At 41.0% G+C, this 18,504-nt stretch carries 12 protein-coding genes; 6 read left to right on the top strand and 6 right to left on the bottom strand.

Features of this window, described 5'->3' with window-relative positions:
- Positions 1–38 precede the first annotated feature (38 nt).
- Positions 39–1,496, bottom strand: coding sequence for a diguanylate cyclase (locus QQJ93_RS16285; RefSeq protein ID WP_089122555.1), 1,458 nt, complete (start codon positions 1,494–1,496; stop codon positions 39–41).
- A 207-nt stretch (positions 1,497–1,703) separates the two neighbouring features.
- A complete protein-coding gene (locus QQJ93_RS16280; protein ID WP_089122554.1) occupies positions 1,704–3,569 on the bottom strand; it encodes an ABC transporter ATP-binding protein in 1,866 nt (621 codons plus the stop codon).
- Positions 3,570–3,832: 263 nt separating this feature from the next.
- Here QQJ93_RS16280 and QQJ93_RS16275 point away from each other — a divergent pair, with 263 nt between their 5' ends.
- The 5 genes from QQJ93_RS16275 (at position 3,833) to QQJ93_RS16255 (ending at position 10,769) form a co-directional block, all read left to right on the top strand.
- Positions 3,833–5,932, top strand: a complete 2,100-nt coding sequence (locus QQJ93_RS16275; protein WP_170143415.1) for a TonB-dependent siderophore receptor — start codon at positions 3,833–3,835, stop codon at positions 5,930–5,932.
- 88 nt (positions 5,933–6,020) lie between these two features.
- The gene (locus QQJ93_RS16270) at positions 6,021–6,791 is read left to right on the top strand and encodes an ABC transporter ATP-binding protein (protein ID WP_089122553.1); all 771 of its coding nucleotides are present in this window, start codon (positions 6,021–6,023) and stop codon (positions 6,789–6,791) included.
- Between the two features lie 69 nt (positions 6,792–6,860).
- Entirely contained in the window at positions 6,861–7,775 is a 915-nt protein-coding gene (locus QQJ93_RS16265) for an ABC transporter substrate-binding protein (protein ID WP_089122552.1), read from the top strand.
- A 163-nt stretch (positions 7,776–7,938) separates the two neighbouring features.
- The gene (fhuB, locus tag QQJ93_RS16260; RefSeq protein WP_089122551.1) at positions 7,939–9,915 is read left to right on the top strand and encodes a Fe(3+)-hydroxamate ABC transporter permease FhuB; all 1,977 of its coding nucleotides are present in this window, start codon (positions 7,939–7,941) and stop codon (positions 9,913–9,915) included.
- A gap of 329 nt (positions 9,916–10,244) precedes the next feature.
- A complete protein-coding gene (locus QQJ93_RS16255) occupies positions 10,245–10,769 on the top strand; it encodes an OmpA family protein (protein ID WP_160117467.1) in 525 nt (174 codons plus the stop codon).
- A gap of 157 nt (positions 10,770–10,926) precedes the next feature.
- On the opposite strand, the gene QQJ93_RS16250 is transcribed toward QQJ93_RS16255, so the two are convergent.
- A complete protein-coding gene (locus QQJ93_RS16250; RefSeq protein WP_089122549.1) occupies positions 10,927–11,511 on the bottom strand; it encodes a DUF938 domain-containing protein in 585 nt (194 codons plus the stop codon).
- A gap of 443 nt (positions 11,512–11,954) precedes the next feature.
- On the opposite strand from QQJ93_RS16250, the gene QQJ93_RS16245 reads away from it, so the two are divergent.
- The gene (locus tag QQJ93_RS16245) at positions 11,955–13,559 is read left to right on the top strand and encodes an ABC-F family ATPase (RefSeq protein WP_089122548.1); all 1,605 of its coding nucleotides are present in this window, start codon (positions 11,955–11,957) and stop codon (positions 13,557–13,559) included.
- Positions 13,560–13,835: 276 nt separating this feature from the next.
- Here QQJ93_RS16245 and yegD read toward each other — a convergent pair whose 3' ends face one another.
- From yegD to QQJ93_RS16230, 3 genes are all read right to left on the bottom strand, one after another.
- Positions 13,836–15,188 carry a molecular chaperone gene (gene yegD, locus QQJ93_RS16240; RefSeq protein WP_089122547.1) on the bottom strand — a complete coding sequence of 451 codons (1,353 nt, stop codon included), beginning with the start codon at positions 15,186–15,188 and terminating at the stop codon, positions 13,836–13,838.
- A gap of 94 nt (positions 15,189–15,282) precedes the next feature.
- Entirely contained in the window at positions 15,283–16,011 is a 729-nt protein-coding gene (locus QQJ93_RS16235) for a siderophore ferric iron reductase (protein WP_160117466.1), read from the bottom strand.
- 279 nt (positions 16,012–16,290) lie between these two features.
- A complete protein-coding gene (locus QQJ93_RS16230; protein ID WP_089122545.1) occupies positions 16,291–18,462 on the bottom strand; it encodes a TonB-dependent siderophore receptor in 2,172 nt (723 codons plus the stop codon).
- Positions 18,463–18,504 lie beyond the last annotated feature (42 nt).

Below are 18,504 nucleotides of genomic sequence, written 5' to 3'. Positions count from 1 at the left end.
CTAAAAATAACACCTATCGATAATGGCCTAACCAATTTCTAGCCCTTTTTCTCATACAGCAATTCATCAACTCTTTTATAAACTTGGTCGAAAGTCTCATTTGGTAGCATTTGAGTTGTCGCACTGGTGATTGTAACCTCAACGCCCACAGAGTCTATAGAGCGCTCCTGAACTTCTTTTTCTAAACGTGCCGCTATTTTATAAGCTGGCTCTAGAGGTAGATTAGGTAAAACAATTAAAAATTCATCCCCCCCCATACGTATACAATAATCGTGACAACGTGTGCATGTCGTTAAGCTGTCGGCTATGTGCAGTATTGCTTTATCTCCTATCTGATGACCATAATTATCATTGATTTTCTTAAACTTATTGGCATCAATAGCAATAATACAGACAGGGTTATTTTGTTTATTTAACAGATCAATTTCTTGGATCACCTGCTCATCTAAAATTCGGCGATTATATAGGCCGGTCATCGAGTCATGCGTAAGCTGTTCTTTTAGTAGTAATTTTTCTTGTTTTTGTCGTTGCAATGATGACCAAACTAGATGAAAGATTATCGATAGCATGACCAACAAACATAATTCAGGAAACAGTTTTGTAGAAAAATAAAGAACATCATAATATGCAACTAGTGCACCTAAATTTGGAACTTCATACTTATAATGAAATACATCCCAACTGTTATATCTCGCCTCGCTTACAGGAACAGAAATATCACTACCATTAAACACTAAATCTACTTGAATTGACTTTTTTAGATCTGGATAAAGCCGAATAATAGTTTTTAACTCATCAAGTTCAATATCCGTTCCAATATCAACAAATATCTCACCTTGATAATAAACAGGAGTAATTACTGAAAATACTTTACCGTCATCCAGTAAGTTTTGATAGGGCAAAGTAAAGAAAAAACCATATTGTTCAAGGTCTTTTATATATCGATCTTCTAATCCTTTACGGAACCTCTGAGGCTTAATCATTCCTTCTTTTATAAAATGTTCCCTATTTTCCAGTAGACGGATATTTGATGAGTAAACAAATTGATATTCATAGTTGACTACAAAATGATTGTGGAATTTATTCGCCTTACGGTAATTATTCCAAATTTTATCCATTGCCAAAAAACGATTACCATTTTCAACTAAAATTGCAGGTGGCTTGCCATAACCAATTAACATGCCATTAGCTGCCACATTTGGATAAACGCCTTGATTGAAGCCATATTCATTACGTGAAGGAAAGTAATGTAAATCTGCATTCGAGATCACACTCGGTGAGGTCTTAACTTTAGAGCCGTGTTCAATCATCATCTGCGCGTAGTTAGCATCGGAAACATTGTTATCACCAATTTGCTGTAAGGTAGATGTAAAAATATCAAAGACAGATTTCAAATAAGAACGAGATTTATTTACTTCATAAATAAAACTCATGGCTAAGATAGCAATAATCACGACTGTGTTGAGTAAAGCTCGAACGTAACATTTACCTAGCATATACAACCAACCTATACTTAAATGAGACGAGTTACCGACCTATTCGAGAAATTGAAAAAATAAGGGCGAGAGTATAGAGTGGTGACTCTTTAATTAATCTGCGCGAGCACGCAATAATGTAAAACTCCAAAAAATCCCTACAAAAAAAAGGCTTTTTACCAAAGTAACAAGCCTTTCATTTAATATCAATTTATCTAGAGCAATAAGTTATGATACTTTTGTATCCTCAAGCGAATCTGCTTCATCGCTTCCTAAAAACCCTCCGGTTTGATGCGCCCAAAGTTGTGCATAAATTCCACCTTGTGACAATAATTCTTGATGCGAACCCTGTTCAAGAATTTCACCTTGGTCAAGGACGATTAAACGATCCATTGCAGCAATAGTTGATAAACGGTGCGCAATGGCGATAACCGTTTTACCTTCCATCAATTCGTATAAACTTTCTTGAATAGCCGCTTCCACTTCTGAATCAAGTGCCGATGTAGCTTCATCCATAATCAAGATTGGCGCATCTTTTAGCAACACACGAGAGATCGCAATACGCTGACGTTGACCACCTGATAATTTCACCCCACGTTCACCTACTTGCGCATCGTAACCTACGTTGCCAAAAGTATCGGTTAGGCTTTCAATAAACTCATGCGCATGAGCCTGCTTAGTTGCCGCAAGAAGATCTTTTTCTGTCGCATCAGGACGGCCATATAGAATGTTCTCTCGAATTGTGCGGTGTAGTAACGAGGTGTCTTGCGTGATCATACCAATCTTACCGCGCAACGAGTCTTGTTGAACTTTAGAAATGTCTTGTCCATCAATACGAATCGTGCCACTTTCCAAATCATAAAAACGTAGCAATAAGTTAACCAGGGTTGATTTACCCGCTCCAGAACGCCCGACTAAACCAACCTTTTCACCCGGCTTAATATTCAAATTCAAATCGGTGATCACGGCTTTATTTGACTCGCCATAATGGAAGCTTATCTTATCAAAATCAATTTGGCCGTTATCGACTTTAAGTGCTGGTGCATTTTCAACATCTTGAGTCACAACGGGTTTAGACAGGGTATTCATGCCATCGACCACTGTACCAATGTTTTCAAAAATAGCGCTAATTTCCCACATGATCCATTTAGACATGCCTTGGATACGCAATGCAAGGCTGATCGCCACGGCAATAGCACCCACAGTGATCATACTGTTCATCCATAAGCCAATCGACAGAGCTGCGATAGAGAAAAGCAACAGGTAGTTGAGCATATCAATACTGAATAAGAACACCGTTGCGAGACGCATTTGCGCGTAAACGGTTTTCAAAAATGACTTCATACCCTTTTCTGCATATTCCGTTTCGCGGTTAGTATGCGAGAACAGTTTTACCGTTGCGATATTGGTATAGCTATCAACGATACGACCAGTCATTAATGAACGTGCATCAGCCTGTTCAGTGGCAATGCGTTTCATTTTAGGAACAAAATAAACTTGAGTTAGCACATAAGCCACTAGCCAAACGAATACCGGAACCATCAGCCATAAATCAGCCTGCGCCATTAATACAAACATAGACACAAAATAGACTGTGATATAAACCAGCATATCGGCAAATTTCATCACCGTTTCACGGATAGCGAGCGACGTTTGCATCACTTTAGTGGCAATTCGCCCTGCAAAATCATCTTGGTAAAACGTCACACTTTGGTTAAGTAGATAACGGTGTGCTAACCAACGAATCGACATAGGGAAGTTACCAAGTAACGTTTGGTGCATGATCATCGAGTGGAAAAAGCCAATCACAGGGATCACTACAATAATTACCAAGCCCATACCAATAATACGTGCTCCCTCAGCATCCCATAATGTTTCTGGCGTATGAGTCGAAAGCATATCCACAATCGAGCCCATAAAGCCCATTAAAGAAACTTCAATAATGGCGATACACGCACTCAAAATAGACATAAACAGAATAGGTAATAGAAAATCGCGGCTGTAATGCATGCAAAAAGCAAACAAGGTACTCGGCGGAGTATTGACCGTATCTTTAGGGAAAGGCTTAGTTAAACCTTCAAAAAACTTGAACATAAAATGGTTCCATTCAGAAATGAGGCGTTCAAAAGTTGAATCGAGTGAGACTCAATAAAGACATGTGCTACCGCCTAATCCGGCAGTAGAAATGTGCCGCTATCATAAAGGGAAAATGGTCAATTTCCCACCCCCTATTGATATCGATCATGATCTTCTTTCCTTTATTAATAATTTTGCAAATTAATTCTAGGCAGGGTCGTTGAAAATGAATACAATTTAAAACAATAATGATTCTCAATTAATAAACAATGGATTGATTTATGTCTTTCGCTTTGCACCCCGTTTCACAAGCAGTCTCTCGCACTATGAAACCTGCTCTTGGACTTTCTTTAGCGCTTATTGCTATGCCCTCTTTTGCTGAAGAAGAAACCTCAACTGAAAATTTAGATACCATTACAGTAACGGCTTCGGCGTTAAAGGTTGAGACACCACTCGCCGAAACCCCTCGCAGTGTGTCTGTGATTGATGAAGAGCAATTGTCAGTACAGCAGCCGCAAAAATTGGATGAAGCGCTGCGTTACCAACCAGGTGTAATGACTCAACCTTATGGTTCAGACAATAATACTGATTGGTTCAAAATTCGTGGCTTTGATGCGGCAACTTATCTCGACGGTAACCGTCTATTTAATACAGGCTATTATACTTGGAACCTTGAACCTTACGGCTTAGAACAAATTGAAGTGCTAAAAGGTCCAGCATCTTTACTTTATGGTGAAGCGCCTCCGGGTGGTGTTGTTAATGCAGTGAGTAAACGACCTGGGTATACCGAAGGTGGTCAACTAGAAGTGAAAGGTGGTAGCCGTAATCTCCATCAGATCGGTATTGATACAACGAGCTTTGTTGATGAAGATGGCGATGTGCGCTTTCGCTTAGTCGCTTTAATGAGTGAGCAAGATGGTACTTTAGATGACACTTACAATAATCGTGTTTATCTCGCTCCAAGCCTTGCATGGGATATAAACTCCGATACTTCAATTACCTTCCTTGCTTCATGGCAACAAGATGATGGCGTACCAACCGCTGGCTTCTTTCCAGCTTATGGCACTTTAATTGACACACCACAAGGTACAATCGACCCAAGCACCAACTATGGTGAACCTGGTTACGATAAAAATGAAAGTAATCAATACTCGCTTGGTTATGAATTAGAGCATTACATCAACGATACTTGGCAGTTCAAGCAAAATACTCGTTATGCATATACTGACTTACTACTTCGCAGTACTTATGCATTTGGTAGTGAAACCAGTGCAGATTTAGGTCGTGGAATTGTTTATCGTGATGGCTCAACGCAAATGTTAAGTATGGATAACCAATTCATCGCTAACTGGGGGCTAGGTAATACCGATAACACCACCCTGCTAGGCGTGGATGTGCAACAGTTCAAGAATGACAGTATGGAAGCTGATGACTGGGGGCCATATGGTGGCACCACACCAAACATTGATGCCTTCCACCCTCAGCATGGCAATATTGTTCCAATTGACGACCGCGCCACTCCAGTTCATATCAAAAAAGAACAGCTAGGCGTTTATGCTCAGCAACAAGTTAAATTCAATGAAAAATTTATTGCCAAATTAGGTGGCCGCTACGATATCGTTCGCCTCCAAAATGAAAATGTTACCAGCGACGAAGATATTCATAATGATCACTTCTCACTCAGCGGTGGCGTCATGTACATCACTGAGTTCGGATTTACACCTTATGTTAGTTATTCTGAATCATTTGAAGTGATCGCATCGGTGGATGCTTCAACCGGTAAAGCTTATAAACCACTAGAAGGTAAACAAACTGAAGCTGGCTTCAAATACGAACCATCTTTCTTTAATGGCTACTTTAACTTTGCTTGGTTTAATTTAAGCCAAGAAAATGGCCTAGTGTATGACCCGACAACGGCTCAACAAACTCAAACACAAGAATTAACATCACAAGGTGTTGAACTTGAAAGTGTTACCCACGTCACCAAAGATTTACTAGCAAGAGCAAACTACACCTATACCGATGCAAAATCGGATGATGGTCTAGGGAATGAACAGCGCACCGCTCTAATTCCTCGTCATATGGCATCAGGTTGGTTGGAATATGATTTTTCTAGCCTAGGCCTAGATAGCTTTGTGGTAGGTGCAGGCGTTCGTTATATGGGGACTTCTGTTGGCTCAACATCAGATGGTTCAGGTACACTACATGTTCCAGCTGTTACCTTATACGACGCCATGGCTCGCTACGACATCACTCCTAAATGGCGTGCGCAAGTTAACGTTAATAACTTGACCAATAAAGAGTACGTTTCAAGTTGTGACTATTACTGTTACTACGGTGAAGAAATGTCTGCAACAGCGACAATCAATTACACTTGGTAAAGAAACACCTTAAACTTACTAGGGCTATTGAGTACAATGGCCCTAGTTTTTGTTTTGTAGTACTCAATAAATAACCCCAGAGAAAAATATGTTCAAACTCAACCAAGTTCGCGTCCACCGAGATAATCGCGACATTCTATCAATAGATGAACTTTCCATTCCTAGTGATGGGTTGACGGTTGTGCTTGGCCATAATGGTAGTGGTAAATCGACACTAGTTAATCTGCTTTCAGGACAAGCGGAAGCAGACTCAGGACAAGTGACACTCAACGAGACTGAAATTTCTGAATTCTCCCAAAAACAACTCGCTAAAGAAATTGCTTTTTTACCACAAAAACTGCCAGATGTTGCAGGGCTTACGGTACAAGAATTAGTACGTTTAGGGCGTTTTCCTTGGCGTGGTGTATTTGGTCGTTGGCAAAATGATGATGAAAAAATCATTATCGAAGCTATGCAAAAAACGGGCGTTAAGCAATACGCCAATAACCTTGCCGATAAACTTTCTGGCGGTGAGCGTCAACGTGCTTGGGTTGCCATGTTACTCGCACAACAATCTCCGGTGCTTATTCTCGATGAACCCACTTCTGCCCTCGATATTCATCATCAATACCATTTAATGGATTTACTGCAAGAGCTAAATCAACAAAGCGGCTGTGGCATTTTAGTTATCTTGCACGATCTGAATTTAGCGCTCCGTTATGCCACCCATATTGTGGCTCTAAAACAAGGTAAGATAGCCTTTAGTGGTGCAAAGGAATTACTGCTCGATGATCAACGATTAACAGATTTATACGAAACTGATATCCAACTTTTAGATCACCCACAGCAAGATGATCAAAAAATAGCCGTCGTCATTTAAAAGCCAGAAAGATTTATCAATTATTGCTTTTCCTAGCGACTAGGAACTAGAAACCAGGAACTCTTCTACATGAAAATACGCATTCAATTCATCACATTTATGGCTGCACTTTTCTCTTTTTCCAGTGTTGCTTCCATAACTGTCACCGATAGCCTTGGCGAACATCAATTAGATAGCCACCCAAAACGTATTGTCGCTTTAAATTGGGATCTTGCAGAGCAATTACTTGAACTTGGCGTGACTCCAGTTGGTGTGCCAAATATCAAAGACTACACCACCTGGGTAGTCAAACCGACCATTCCTGAATCAGTGCAAGATCTTGGTACTCGCGCAGAACCTAATATGCAAAAACTAGCGGAATTAAAACCTGATCTCATTTTGGCGGCCTCACCACAAAAAGATCTGATTCCTCGTTTACGAACGATTGCACCAGTGCTGTATTACCAGACCTATAATGCCGATCAAGACAGCGCTAAAGCAGCCATTGAGAACTTCCGCAACATTGCGGCTGTTGTCGATAAAAGTGACATAGCGGAACAAAAACTCAATGCGATGGACCAACGTTTTGCCGATTTAAAAGCACAACTAGAAACTGCGTTTAATGGTGAAATGCCAAGTGTCGCTGCAATGCGTTTTGCTAACCAAACTTCTATCTATTTATACGCGAGCAATTCAACCACTGACTACGTGATCCATCAACTCGGTTTAACCACTGCGCTCCCTCAACCAGCCAAAGAATGGGGGATCGTACAAAAACGAATTACCGATCTACAACATATTAAAGATGGCTATGTGATCTACTTCGGTCCATTTACGGATGCGCAAAAAGATCAATTACATAAGTCTATGCTCTGGAAAGCGATGCCATTTGTTCGTAATGGCCATGTCAATGAAGCTAAATCGGTGTGGAACTATGGTGGTGCAATGTCAATGCAGTATATTGCAGAATCCATCACCGAAAGTTTGTTAGAGATAAAGCAATGAATAAAAGTTCCTAGGTTCTAGTCCCTAGTTCCTAGGAAAAGCTTGGTGGGTAAAAGTAATCGCTTTAATGCCAATCAAATCAACAACACCAAAATGTTATAAAAATCCACTAATCTGCTAGGCTCCAACCTAGGGACTAGGAACTCGAAACTAGGAACCCGACATGTCTTCCCTTCGCTTCCCTATCATCATTGCTACTTTCACCGCTTTATTGTTGATCTTGTTCGCTAGCCTCCAAATTGCTAACCCTTTGTCCATTTCTCAACAATGGCATTTATTGATGGGGGCAGAAGCACAAGAGTTTGCTGATTTCAATTTTGTTTACGCACAACTTCCTCGTGCAGTAATGGCCATTATCGTTGGGGCAATGCTTGGCCTAGTCGGTAGTTTGATGCAGCAATTAACTCAAAACTCATTAACTTCCCCACTCACACTTGGTACTTCTTCCGGTGCTTGGCTTGCTCTCATCGTGGTCAACGTATGGTTCCCTAACCTTGCAAGTGATTACATGGCACTTTCCGCAATGGTCGGGGCAATGTTTGCAATGGGGCTTGTTATCACGATAGCTGGGCCAAAAAATATCACTGGCTTACCGTTGATTTTATCCGGCATGGTCGTCAACATCTTATTTGGTGCAATTGCGACAGCGATTATTTTACTTAACGATCAATACGCTAAAAATGTGTTTATTTGGGGTGCTGGTGATCTTGCGCAAAATGGTTGGGAAATGGTGCAATGGCTACTGCCTAGGCTCTCCGTTGCTCTCGTATTACTGATTATTGCACCACGAATTTTAAACTTAATGCGTTTAGGGCATCAGGGCGCAGCCGCTCGTGGTCTCAATGTTATTCCTTATTTTATTGTTCTGATAGCTCTTGGATTATGGGTAGTCTCCGCTTCTATTACGGCGGTTGGTGTTATCAGCTTTATTGGTTTATTGTCACCTAATATTGCTCGTGCCCTAGGTGCTAGAACACCAAAAGCTGAACTTTATATCAGTATGATCATTGGTAGTATCGCACTTTTAACGACTGACATACTCGCGTTATCCATCAGCCAATTCACCCAAGAAATGATTCCAAGCGGAACCACTGCAGCAGCTATCGGTGCGCCCGCTTTGGTTTGGTTCAGCCGCCGAGCGTTAAAAGCACAAGATCAAATATCTATCAAACTCCCACCAAGTAAGGCACAACTTTCAAATTTAGTCATACCAAGTCTAATCATCATGACAAGTGTGATGCTCATTATCAGTGCCACACTATCAATGACAGACAATGGCTTACTCTGGGCAATTCCCGATAGCTTTACATGGGACCTTCGCTGGCCTCGCTTCGTGACTGCACTTGCCGCAGGTGTTGCATTAGCTGCAGCGGGTACCGTATTACAACGCCTTATCTACAACCCATTGGCTAGCCCTGATATTCTTGGTATTTCCGCAGGTGCAACCTTCGCGTTAGTTGCCGCTACCGTATTTTTAGGATCCAATATTTTTGCGTCAGGTTCATTAATTGCCTTTGCGGGTAGTATGATGGTGCTTGTAGTTCTACTACTTCTAGGACGTAAAAACCAATTTGCTCCATCGAGTATGATCTTAATTGGAATCGCCATCAGCGCATTAATCGAGTCTTTAGTTCAGTTTGCACTAGCAAAAGGAACTCAAGATAGTTACACCATTATCGGTTGGTTAGCAGGTTCAACATATCGAGTGTCAGGACAAAGTGCCATTATATTAGCCCTTAGTGTCACCGTGATTTTTACCGCCTTAATCAGCGTTTCTCGTTGGTTAACACTTATTTCAGCAGGTCGTCAATTTGCTTCCGCTCGCGGTTTAAATGTACAAGCTACCAGCGTAATCCTACTTTGTAGTGTCGCTTTACTCTGTGCTTTAGTTACTACCACCATGGGCCCAGTTGCATTCGTTGGTTTATTAGCACCACATATGGCCGTAATGCTTGGCGCTAAACAAGCACGATCTCAATTATTAGTGGCTGGGCTTACTGGAGGGTTACTTATGTTAATTGCAGATTGGATTGGACAAAGTATTTTATTCCCAATGCAAGTGGCAGCAGGCACCGTTGTTTCAATTGTTGGCGGAAGCTACTTTTTACTCTTATTAATCCGAGGTCAAAAGAAACATTAATTGTGAATTCCCTTTAAGGGTAATTTTCATATATATCCAAGTAATGATTACAACATTAAACTTGTCCTTTTTATGAAAAATAACATACATTTAACAAGGTTTATTTTGTAAATGCTTGTTTTTCATTTATTATTACCCATACTGTAAGTGGACGTTGAAGCGATACATAAATTAAATACAAGTAGTTGTAATTAAATGTAATCTTCAACTATATTTAGAATCACTAATTAAGTTCTCATTGATGGCTCTAAAAGAATCTGCTTAGCTGAAGGGCTACAAAACGACAACGTTTTATAGTTAAAATCGGAGTAATAATAATGGAAAAAAGTATGAAAAAGAATGTTTTAGGTATGGCTTGTGCTCTAGGTCTAATGGCAACATTAGCGGGTTGTAGCTCAAGCGAAGAAGTTGCTGAACCAGCAACTGAAACAACAACTGAAGCTCCAGCAACTGTAATGGCTCCAATTAGCCTAAGTGCTGATCTACTATTCGATTTTGATTCAGCAACACTAAAAACCACTGATTCAATTGATGAAGCTGTAAGCAAAGCATCTGATGCTCAACTTAAATCAATTACAATCGTTGGCCACACTGATAGCGTAGGTACTGATGAGTACAACCAAAAACTATCAGAAGAACGTGCTCAAGCAGTTGCTGACTACCTAGTAAACAAAGGTTTTGACTCAAGCTTAATCTCTGTTAGTGGTGAAGGTGAAACCTCTCCTGTTGCTGACAATGACACAGCTGAAGGTCGTTCACAAAACCGTCGTGCAGACGTAACGGTTTCTGCTGAAATTGAACAACCAGCGCCAGTTGCTGAAGATTCAATGGCTGAAGACGCAGCTGCAGAATAATAATCGTACTATCCACGGCTCACCTTGTTGGTGAAGTTAGCTAAATAAGTATGTTAGAGAGTGAAGTCATTATGGCTTCACTTTTTTATTTACCCCGTATTCATCTAATACCATCTATCTTCACTCCTTTTAGATTGATTACTTTAAATAATTGACCTTAATCTTTGAACCAGACTAAAAGGAAATTATTGGCAGGCATAGGATGAATCGCGCTTAATGTCATTCCTGCTGCCCATTCTTTTAGTTGTCCAATATCACGAATACCACCACGTCCTTCACTGCGAATCTTTAGATCGAACGCTTGATTACTCTCGCTCGTAAATTCGCCATTTACCTTCATCGGCCCATACTGACAAAACACGCCGCCTTTCGGTAAATGCTTGGCAACCAACGCCATCATCGTCTTGGCTTCTTGTGGTTGCATAATATGAGTAGTATTAGCGGTGAATACTGCATCAACATTGATAGGTGGCCATTGATCACGGCCGAGCATAAACTCCACAGGCGATTGAATATTGAATAGCGTACTCTCACTTATCCATGCATTAATACTGCCATGGTTTTCAACAACATCACTGGTTTGCCATATTAAATGCGGTAGATGTTGCGCAAAAAACACCGCGTGCTGTCCAGTACCGGAACCAATTTCTAAAACCTTAGAAGCATTTGAAAAATACAGAGCAATCACGTCTAAGATCGGTTGTTTATTTCTCTCACACGATGGTGCATTTTGCTTCGCCATTAATAAAACTCCCTAAATTAGAATAGTGAAATCAGAATAACATTTGTTATTCGTTAATCCTGAACTTTCTTGTCTGTTCTTTAAGCAATAAGTCTTTATACCCAAATGGCCTCAAGATGCAGAATTCAGAGCTATCATCCAGGTCTTTAAGCAAGGAATATTTGTGAAAGAATGTAAGTACCTTTTGAGTAAATATGACGCTGCATAAAGGCTTGGATGAAGCTCCCGAAGGGCAAATTAAAACAAGCTCTATGCAGCGTTATATTGAATAGAGATAGAATAACTATGATCATATTCAATTTGCCTTGCCTATAGCCTGTTTTATTTTTGCTGAAACTCGCATATTGAGGCCACTTGGGTATATAATCCGCCGCCTATTTACACTTCAATTTTGATGCGTTCTACCCGCTACTCAGAGCTCCCCATCACCTAAGGATATTTCTTTGATTTCAACCGCAAACATCACCATGCAATTTGGTGCTGAACCTTTATTTGAAAACATCTCAGCCAAGTTTGGCAACGGCAATCGTTATGGCTTAATCGGCGCTAATGGCTGTGGTAAATCGACTTTCATGAAAATCCTTAGTGGTGCACTTACGCCAAGCTCAGGCAATGTATCCATTACTCCAGGGCTAAAGCTGGGCGTACTGAGCCAAGATCAATTTGCCTTTGAACAACATAACGTCATTGATGTTGTGATCATGGGTGATCGCAAATTATGGGAAATAAAACAAGAACGTGACCGCATTTATTCTTTACCTGAAATGAGTGAAGAAGATGGCATGAAAGTGGCTGAACTTGAAAGTGAATTTGCTGAAATGGATGGCTACACAGCCGAAAGCCGTGCCGGTGATATATTGATCCAAGCGGGTATCGAAGAAGAATTCCATTTTGACCTAATGCAGCGTGTTGCACCGGGTTGGAAACTACGTGTGTTACTAGCTCAAGCACTATTTGCTAACCCAGATATTTTGTTGCTCGATGAACCAACCAACAACTTGGATATCCACACCATCAACTGGCTGGCAGAGGAATTGAATCAACGTAAATGCACTATGATCATCATCTCGCATGACCGTCACTTCTTAAACTCAGTGTGTACTCACATGGCGGATATCGACTACGGTGAACTTCGCATCTACCCAGGAAACTATGAATACTTCCTTGAAGCTTCTGGTCTTATTCGTGAGCAATTACTCGCGAGCAATGCTAAGAAAGCTGCGGAAATCAGCGAACTGCAAGATTTCGTCAACCGTTTTGGTGCCAACGCCTCAAAAGCCAAACAAGCCAGTTCTCGTGCGAAGAAGATGGATAAAATAAAACTGGATGAAGTGAAATCATCAAGCCGTATTAGCCCATCAATTGATTTTGGTGAGGGTAAAAAACTACACCGGTTAGCATTAGAACTTCAAGATCTTGGCCACGCTTTTGAAGATGAATTACTGTTTGAAGGCGGTAATCTATTACTTGAAGCTGGTACTCGCCTAGCTGTTATTGGTGAGAATGGTGTAGGTAAAACCACCTTACTACGTTGCCTAGTTAAAGACTTGGCACAAAACCAAGGTGTGGTGAAATGGTCAGAAAATGCTTCTATCGGTTACTGCCCGCAAGACAGTACCAAAGATTTCGATAACGACTTAAGCATTTTTGATTGGATTTCCCAATGGCGTACCACCAAACATGATGACTTAATGGTACGTGGTATTTTAGGTCGCCTTCTATTCACCGCAGATGATGCGAATAAAAAAGCACGTAACTGCTCCGGTGGTGAAAAGAACCGTCTATTATTTGGCAAACTAATGATGCAAGACATCAACGTTTTAGTAATGGATGAGCCAACTAACCACATGGATATGGAAGCAATTGAAGCCTTAAACTCAGCACTTAAAGTCTACAAAGGCACTTTAATATTTGTGAGCCACGATCGTGAATTTGTATCATCGCTTGCGACATCGATCATTGATATGAAAGACAAAAAACTAGTGAATTTCCAAGGCACTTATGATGAATACTTAGATCATCAAAAGAAAATGATGGCAGTCGCTTAGTAACAAAAGCAAAGCAACTAAATGAAGGCAGTGATCGCTAAAATCACTGCCTTTTTATTTGTATTATACCAATCACACTAATTAGATGGTCAGAAATTGCGTAGGAAAAAGGCTTGAGAACAAGGCGAAAATTTTCGATAAGTGGTTATTCTACAATCAACTTTCTTATAAACGAAAAGTGCAACGAAGTTATCGAGCTTTTTAACAAGCAAGAATGATTAGATAATTAGTACGATTGGTATTAGTTAAGACAAGACCGACTCACCAAAATTCAAATCAACCAAACACCGTTTGCGCCCAACGAGCTAAACCTGCGGTCACCGAGCCAAAATAGTTACCACTGACAATCGGCACATTAGGTAATTGTCGCTCTAATGCTTGGCGTAAAAAAGGCGAGCGAGCGCTACCGCCAGTCATAAAGATCACATCCGGTTTTCTGGCAGCTTGGCTCATCACTTCCGTTACCAAGTCCATCATTTTTTGCACAGGGGTATCAACCGCTTCTACCATTTGATCGAGGCTGATATCAAGCTCTAGCATCTCGGAAGCCACTGGCATTATCAATGAATGCTTTTGAGTATCCGATAAGCCGATCTTAGCCTCTTCCGCTTTGCGCACTATTTGATAGCCTAGCGTGTGTTGGTAAACGGCTAATAAGCGCGCTAACTTCTCTGGTTCTTTGGCTTCTTTTTGTAATAACTTTAATGACTTGAAATTCGCTGCTTCGTAGAAGTCTTTTTGTGCCACCACATTGTTAATTGCAATCGGGTTCCAAAACTGAGTGATCGGCATTTCAATACCACTATTCATTTGAGTACCAAAACCCATGAGCGGCATTATTTGTTTAAACGCTAGATAAATATCCAAATCGTTTCCGCCAACCCGTTGACCACTGTGACCTAACAAGCTTGCGCTACGGTCGGTTTTTTGTTGCCAATCTGGCCCCATTTCAATCAAGGAACAGTCAGTCGTACCACCGCCAATATCTACCACTAATACGGTCTGGTTTTGGCTTAAGGTACTTTCGTATTCTAAACCTGCTGCAACGGGTTCAAATTGAAATTCAATCTCTTTAAAGCCTGCGCGAGTTGCGGCGTGTAATAAAATACTTTCCGCTTGACGGTTGGCATCGATACCACCACGACCATGAAAATTAATCGGACGGCCAATCACGGCTTGAGTCATATCTTGTTGACTAGAAAGCTCAGCTTGGCTCTTGATGTTCTTCATCATGCTACAAACAAGATCTTCAAAAAACACCAGTTGAGTCGGATGCAAACCGCTCGCTCCTAAAAAGGATTTCGGCGATTTGACGTAGTAGACTTCTTGCGGATCGGAAAGGTAAGTATCCAGCGCCTGCTGACCAAATTGAACATCGCCCAGTTGCAGCTCAATATCTTCTTCACGGTTCAGATTAATTGCGCGTCGTAAGGCTTGCTCACCAGCGGTATCTTTCGGTTGAACTTGCATAAAACGATACAGATATTCGGCTACCGATTCACGAGTAGGAGCACAAATAGTCGAAGGGATAAAATGACTGTCACCTTCTAGTGGCAATAAGCGAGGCTTGCCATTTTCCATCATTGCTACAGAACAGTTTGCTGTCCCATAGTCAAAGCCAATAAACATACATACCTCTGCGACACTCAAAAAAAGGGGCGCTGATGGTAGCGTATTTGTTATATCAAATCCAATAAGTCAGAGAGCTAAACTCGCGCGGGAATTATTTTGCTCTTGGGCAGTTATCACACAAATTGCGACCATCACAGCGGTACACCATACAACAGGTCGTACGGACATAAAGCCATTTATTTTCGACTAAATCGTAATGCAGTGAGTCCATAGCCTTGGTCGATAAGCCAAACGCTTCTAACCAACGTTTAGCGTGTTGAGGGATATACTCTTGTGGTAGGTCTTTATGCAAATCTTGCAAGCGTAATAACGCCATCACCAATAAATCGGCAAGAACATGCTTAGTAAAGCCCGGGCGAATACGCACATTCTCATCAAGCTGAGTACGGTAATCTTCAAATAACGGTAATAACTCGTTAGCAGCAATCTTAATCAGCTCTTCAGGCTCGCCATCATGCATAGGTACATCTTGCAGTGTAAAGCCTGCCACAAAGTTTGCATCACCACGCCACTGTTGAGCAATGGTCGACATAGCAGGTAATGCATGAATGCCATAGATACTGATAAAACTAATATAAACAGGCTGCCAGACAAGTAACGTCCATGTGCGGTTTAACCAATACGCATGGCCTGCTTCAGGGTGAGAGAGCTGAAGTTTGGCGTAAATATCGTGCAGTAGTTCTTGGTTGTTATGCTCCGAAAGTAACCAGTCATCACCTAGTGGAGCTTGCATGAGTTCATTGTGGGACAATTCACCTCTAAGATAAGGCGTCACATGGTCGGCATAGTGGAATAATTGTTGATATCTAGGATCACTCACAGCAAGGCTCATTAAACTTAATTACGTTAAACGCAATGATACTAATTTTCATTTAGATTAAAAAGTAAAAAGATGCTTAAAATGCGCGAAAGTTGTTTCATGTGATGTGCTGCGAGTAGTATGAAAAGATATTACCGAAAGAAAACCGTCATCCTGAAAAACTAGGCTCGAGCGAAGCGTCCCCGGTTCTCATGACTTCTTATTTACTCGCATCAGTCAACAAAAAAGAGCCAACCAACGGCTAGCTCTTTACAGTAATGTGATAAGTGATGCTATACGCTAGAACTTATAATCAAACTTAAATTCTACGGTACGCTCTTCACCATACCAGCAGTTTGCTGAGTCGTAACAAGTGAACGTATCTTCATCAAATAAGTTATTGACGCTTAAATTAACCGCTGCACCTTGTAGGCTATTAGTTAAATACGCTAAATCATAACCTATAGATAAATCGACTACCGTGTAATCTGGCACGGTATCGGTGTTAGCTGCATCCATTTGACGCTCACCAATATAACGTGCACCTGCACCGAAGCGAGAACCACCTAAAATACCGTTATATACGTAATAGTTAGTCCATAATGTCGCGGCATTCTTAGGCACATAAATTGGTGTTTTGCCTTCTAACCCTGTCGTATCTTTTGTAATTTCCATGTCGGTATAGGTATAGCTTGCTGCCACATCCCAGTTATCTGTTAGCATAGTACGGGCTTCAAACTCTGCACCTTGTGAGCGGATTTCACCCACTTGGATTTTACCTTGGTAGCTTGGATCATTTGGATCCGGCACCACTACATCGCTTTTAATAATGTGGAACAATGAAGCAGCCATAGAAGTTGCATAATCTGAAGATAAGTACTTCACACCACCTTCAATTTGTTGGCCTATCGATGGCTCAAAGCTATCACCACTACTATCAACACCAGCTACCGGTTCAAAGCTAGTTGCATAGTTAACGTATGGCGACCATCCTGAATCGAATTCATACATCGCACCAACGCGATAAGAAAAGTTATTTTGATCCGTTTTAGTAATAGTACCAACATAGTCACTGGTGGCTTCATAATTATCAAGACGTCCACCTGCCATCAATACTATTCGGTTAATTCGCATTTGATCTTGGAAGTAAAAACCTAACTGTTCGACTTTCACATCATCTATATATACACCAGTAGCGGTTACTTTTGAGCGATCGATTTGATTGTTATTCGGTGCGAAAGCATTAAAACTTGGCGCCGTATAACCACCATCATACCCATAACTAGTATAGTTTGAGCTGCCTTTTAGGTGCTGATAATCAATACCAAACAATAAATTATGTTCAACTGGACCTGTAACTACTCGACCTGATAATTGGTTATCAATCGTGAAACCTTCTGAATCTTCATCTGTACTATAGATGTAACGGTCTAAGTTACCAGTAGAAGGATCCCAACCCGCTGCTGCGTGGTAAGTATTTTCCTGATAAAGGTCAGCTTTCATGAAACGAGCATTTTGTAAGAACGACCAGTTTTCATTGAATGAGTGATCGATCTTATAACCAGCCATCCAGAATTCACGTTCAAACTTGCTCCAGTTTTTATCCCCCATTGAGGCATTTTTATCTATGCTACCGTTCGGGTTATCCCATACAGAACCAGAAGCCGGCATTGCTGAGTTCATGCCCATATTAGGATCGTTCTGATAATAAAAATTGAAGTTCACAAGGGTATTATCAGTCACATACCAATCAATAGACGGCGCAATAACGTAACGTTCTTCTTCAGTGTAGTCGACTTGTCCATCTCGATGGGAAGCAGAACCGATCAAACGGTAATAAACATTTGAATCACCAAACTGGCCCGTTGTATCGATGGAAGCTTTGACTAAGTTACGAGAACCCGTCGCAATCGAAATATCAGTATTACGTTCTTTTTGTGGTGATTTGGCTATCAAATTGACCATGCCACCCGGAGGCATTGCGCCATATAAAACTGAACTTGGTCCTTTGAAGATTTCGACACGTTCTAAAGCAATTGGGTCAATTTGTGGCTGTAAGTTCCAACCGACCAAATACTGTAAAACTAACCCATCGTAGTACATTTGGTTGTTTTCAAAGCCACGGATGTTGTAGTTGTCATACATGGTGACACTGCCACCTTTTAGCTCTGCATTAACACCTGGAGCATAACGCAACGCTTGCTGAACAGATGTCACACCACGATTTTCAAAGTCATCAGAATTGATCACTGAAATAGCCTGAGGGGTTTCTTCAGGTTCAAGTGAAGTTTTAGTCGCAGTATTACGATAAGTTTGACCCAGTACCGTAATGGTCTCTTGTTCTGTAGCCGCTGTTTCTTCAGCCATCAAGTTAGGGGCAAATAAAATACTCGTAATTGCTAAAGCCAATGGGCTAGCAGTGAGCATCTTTGATGTGTGAGAAGCTGATTTTATATTTTTCAAGCGAGGCATTTTCCCTTCCTGCAAATGGTTGCTCATTATTCAACGATAATC

It is taken from the genome of Vibrio algivorus, assembly GCF_030161215.1.
Classification (GTDB): Bacteria; Pseudomonadota; Gammaproteobacteria; order Enterobacterales; family Vibrionaceae; genus Vibrio; species Vibrio algivorus.
Note: the sequence above shows the minus strand (reverse complement) of the source record. Positions and strands in the feature narration are given on the sequence as shown.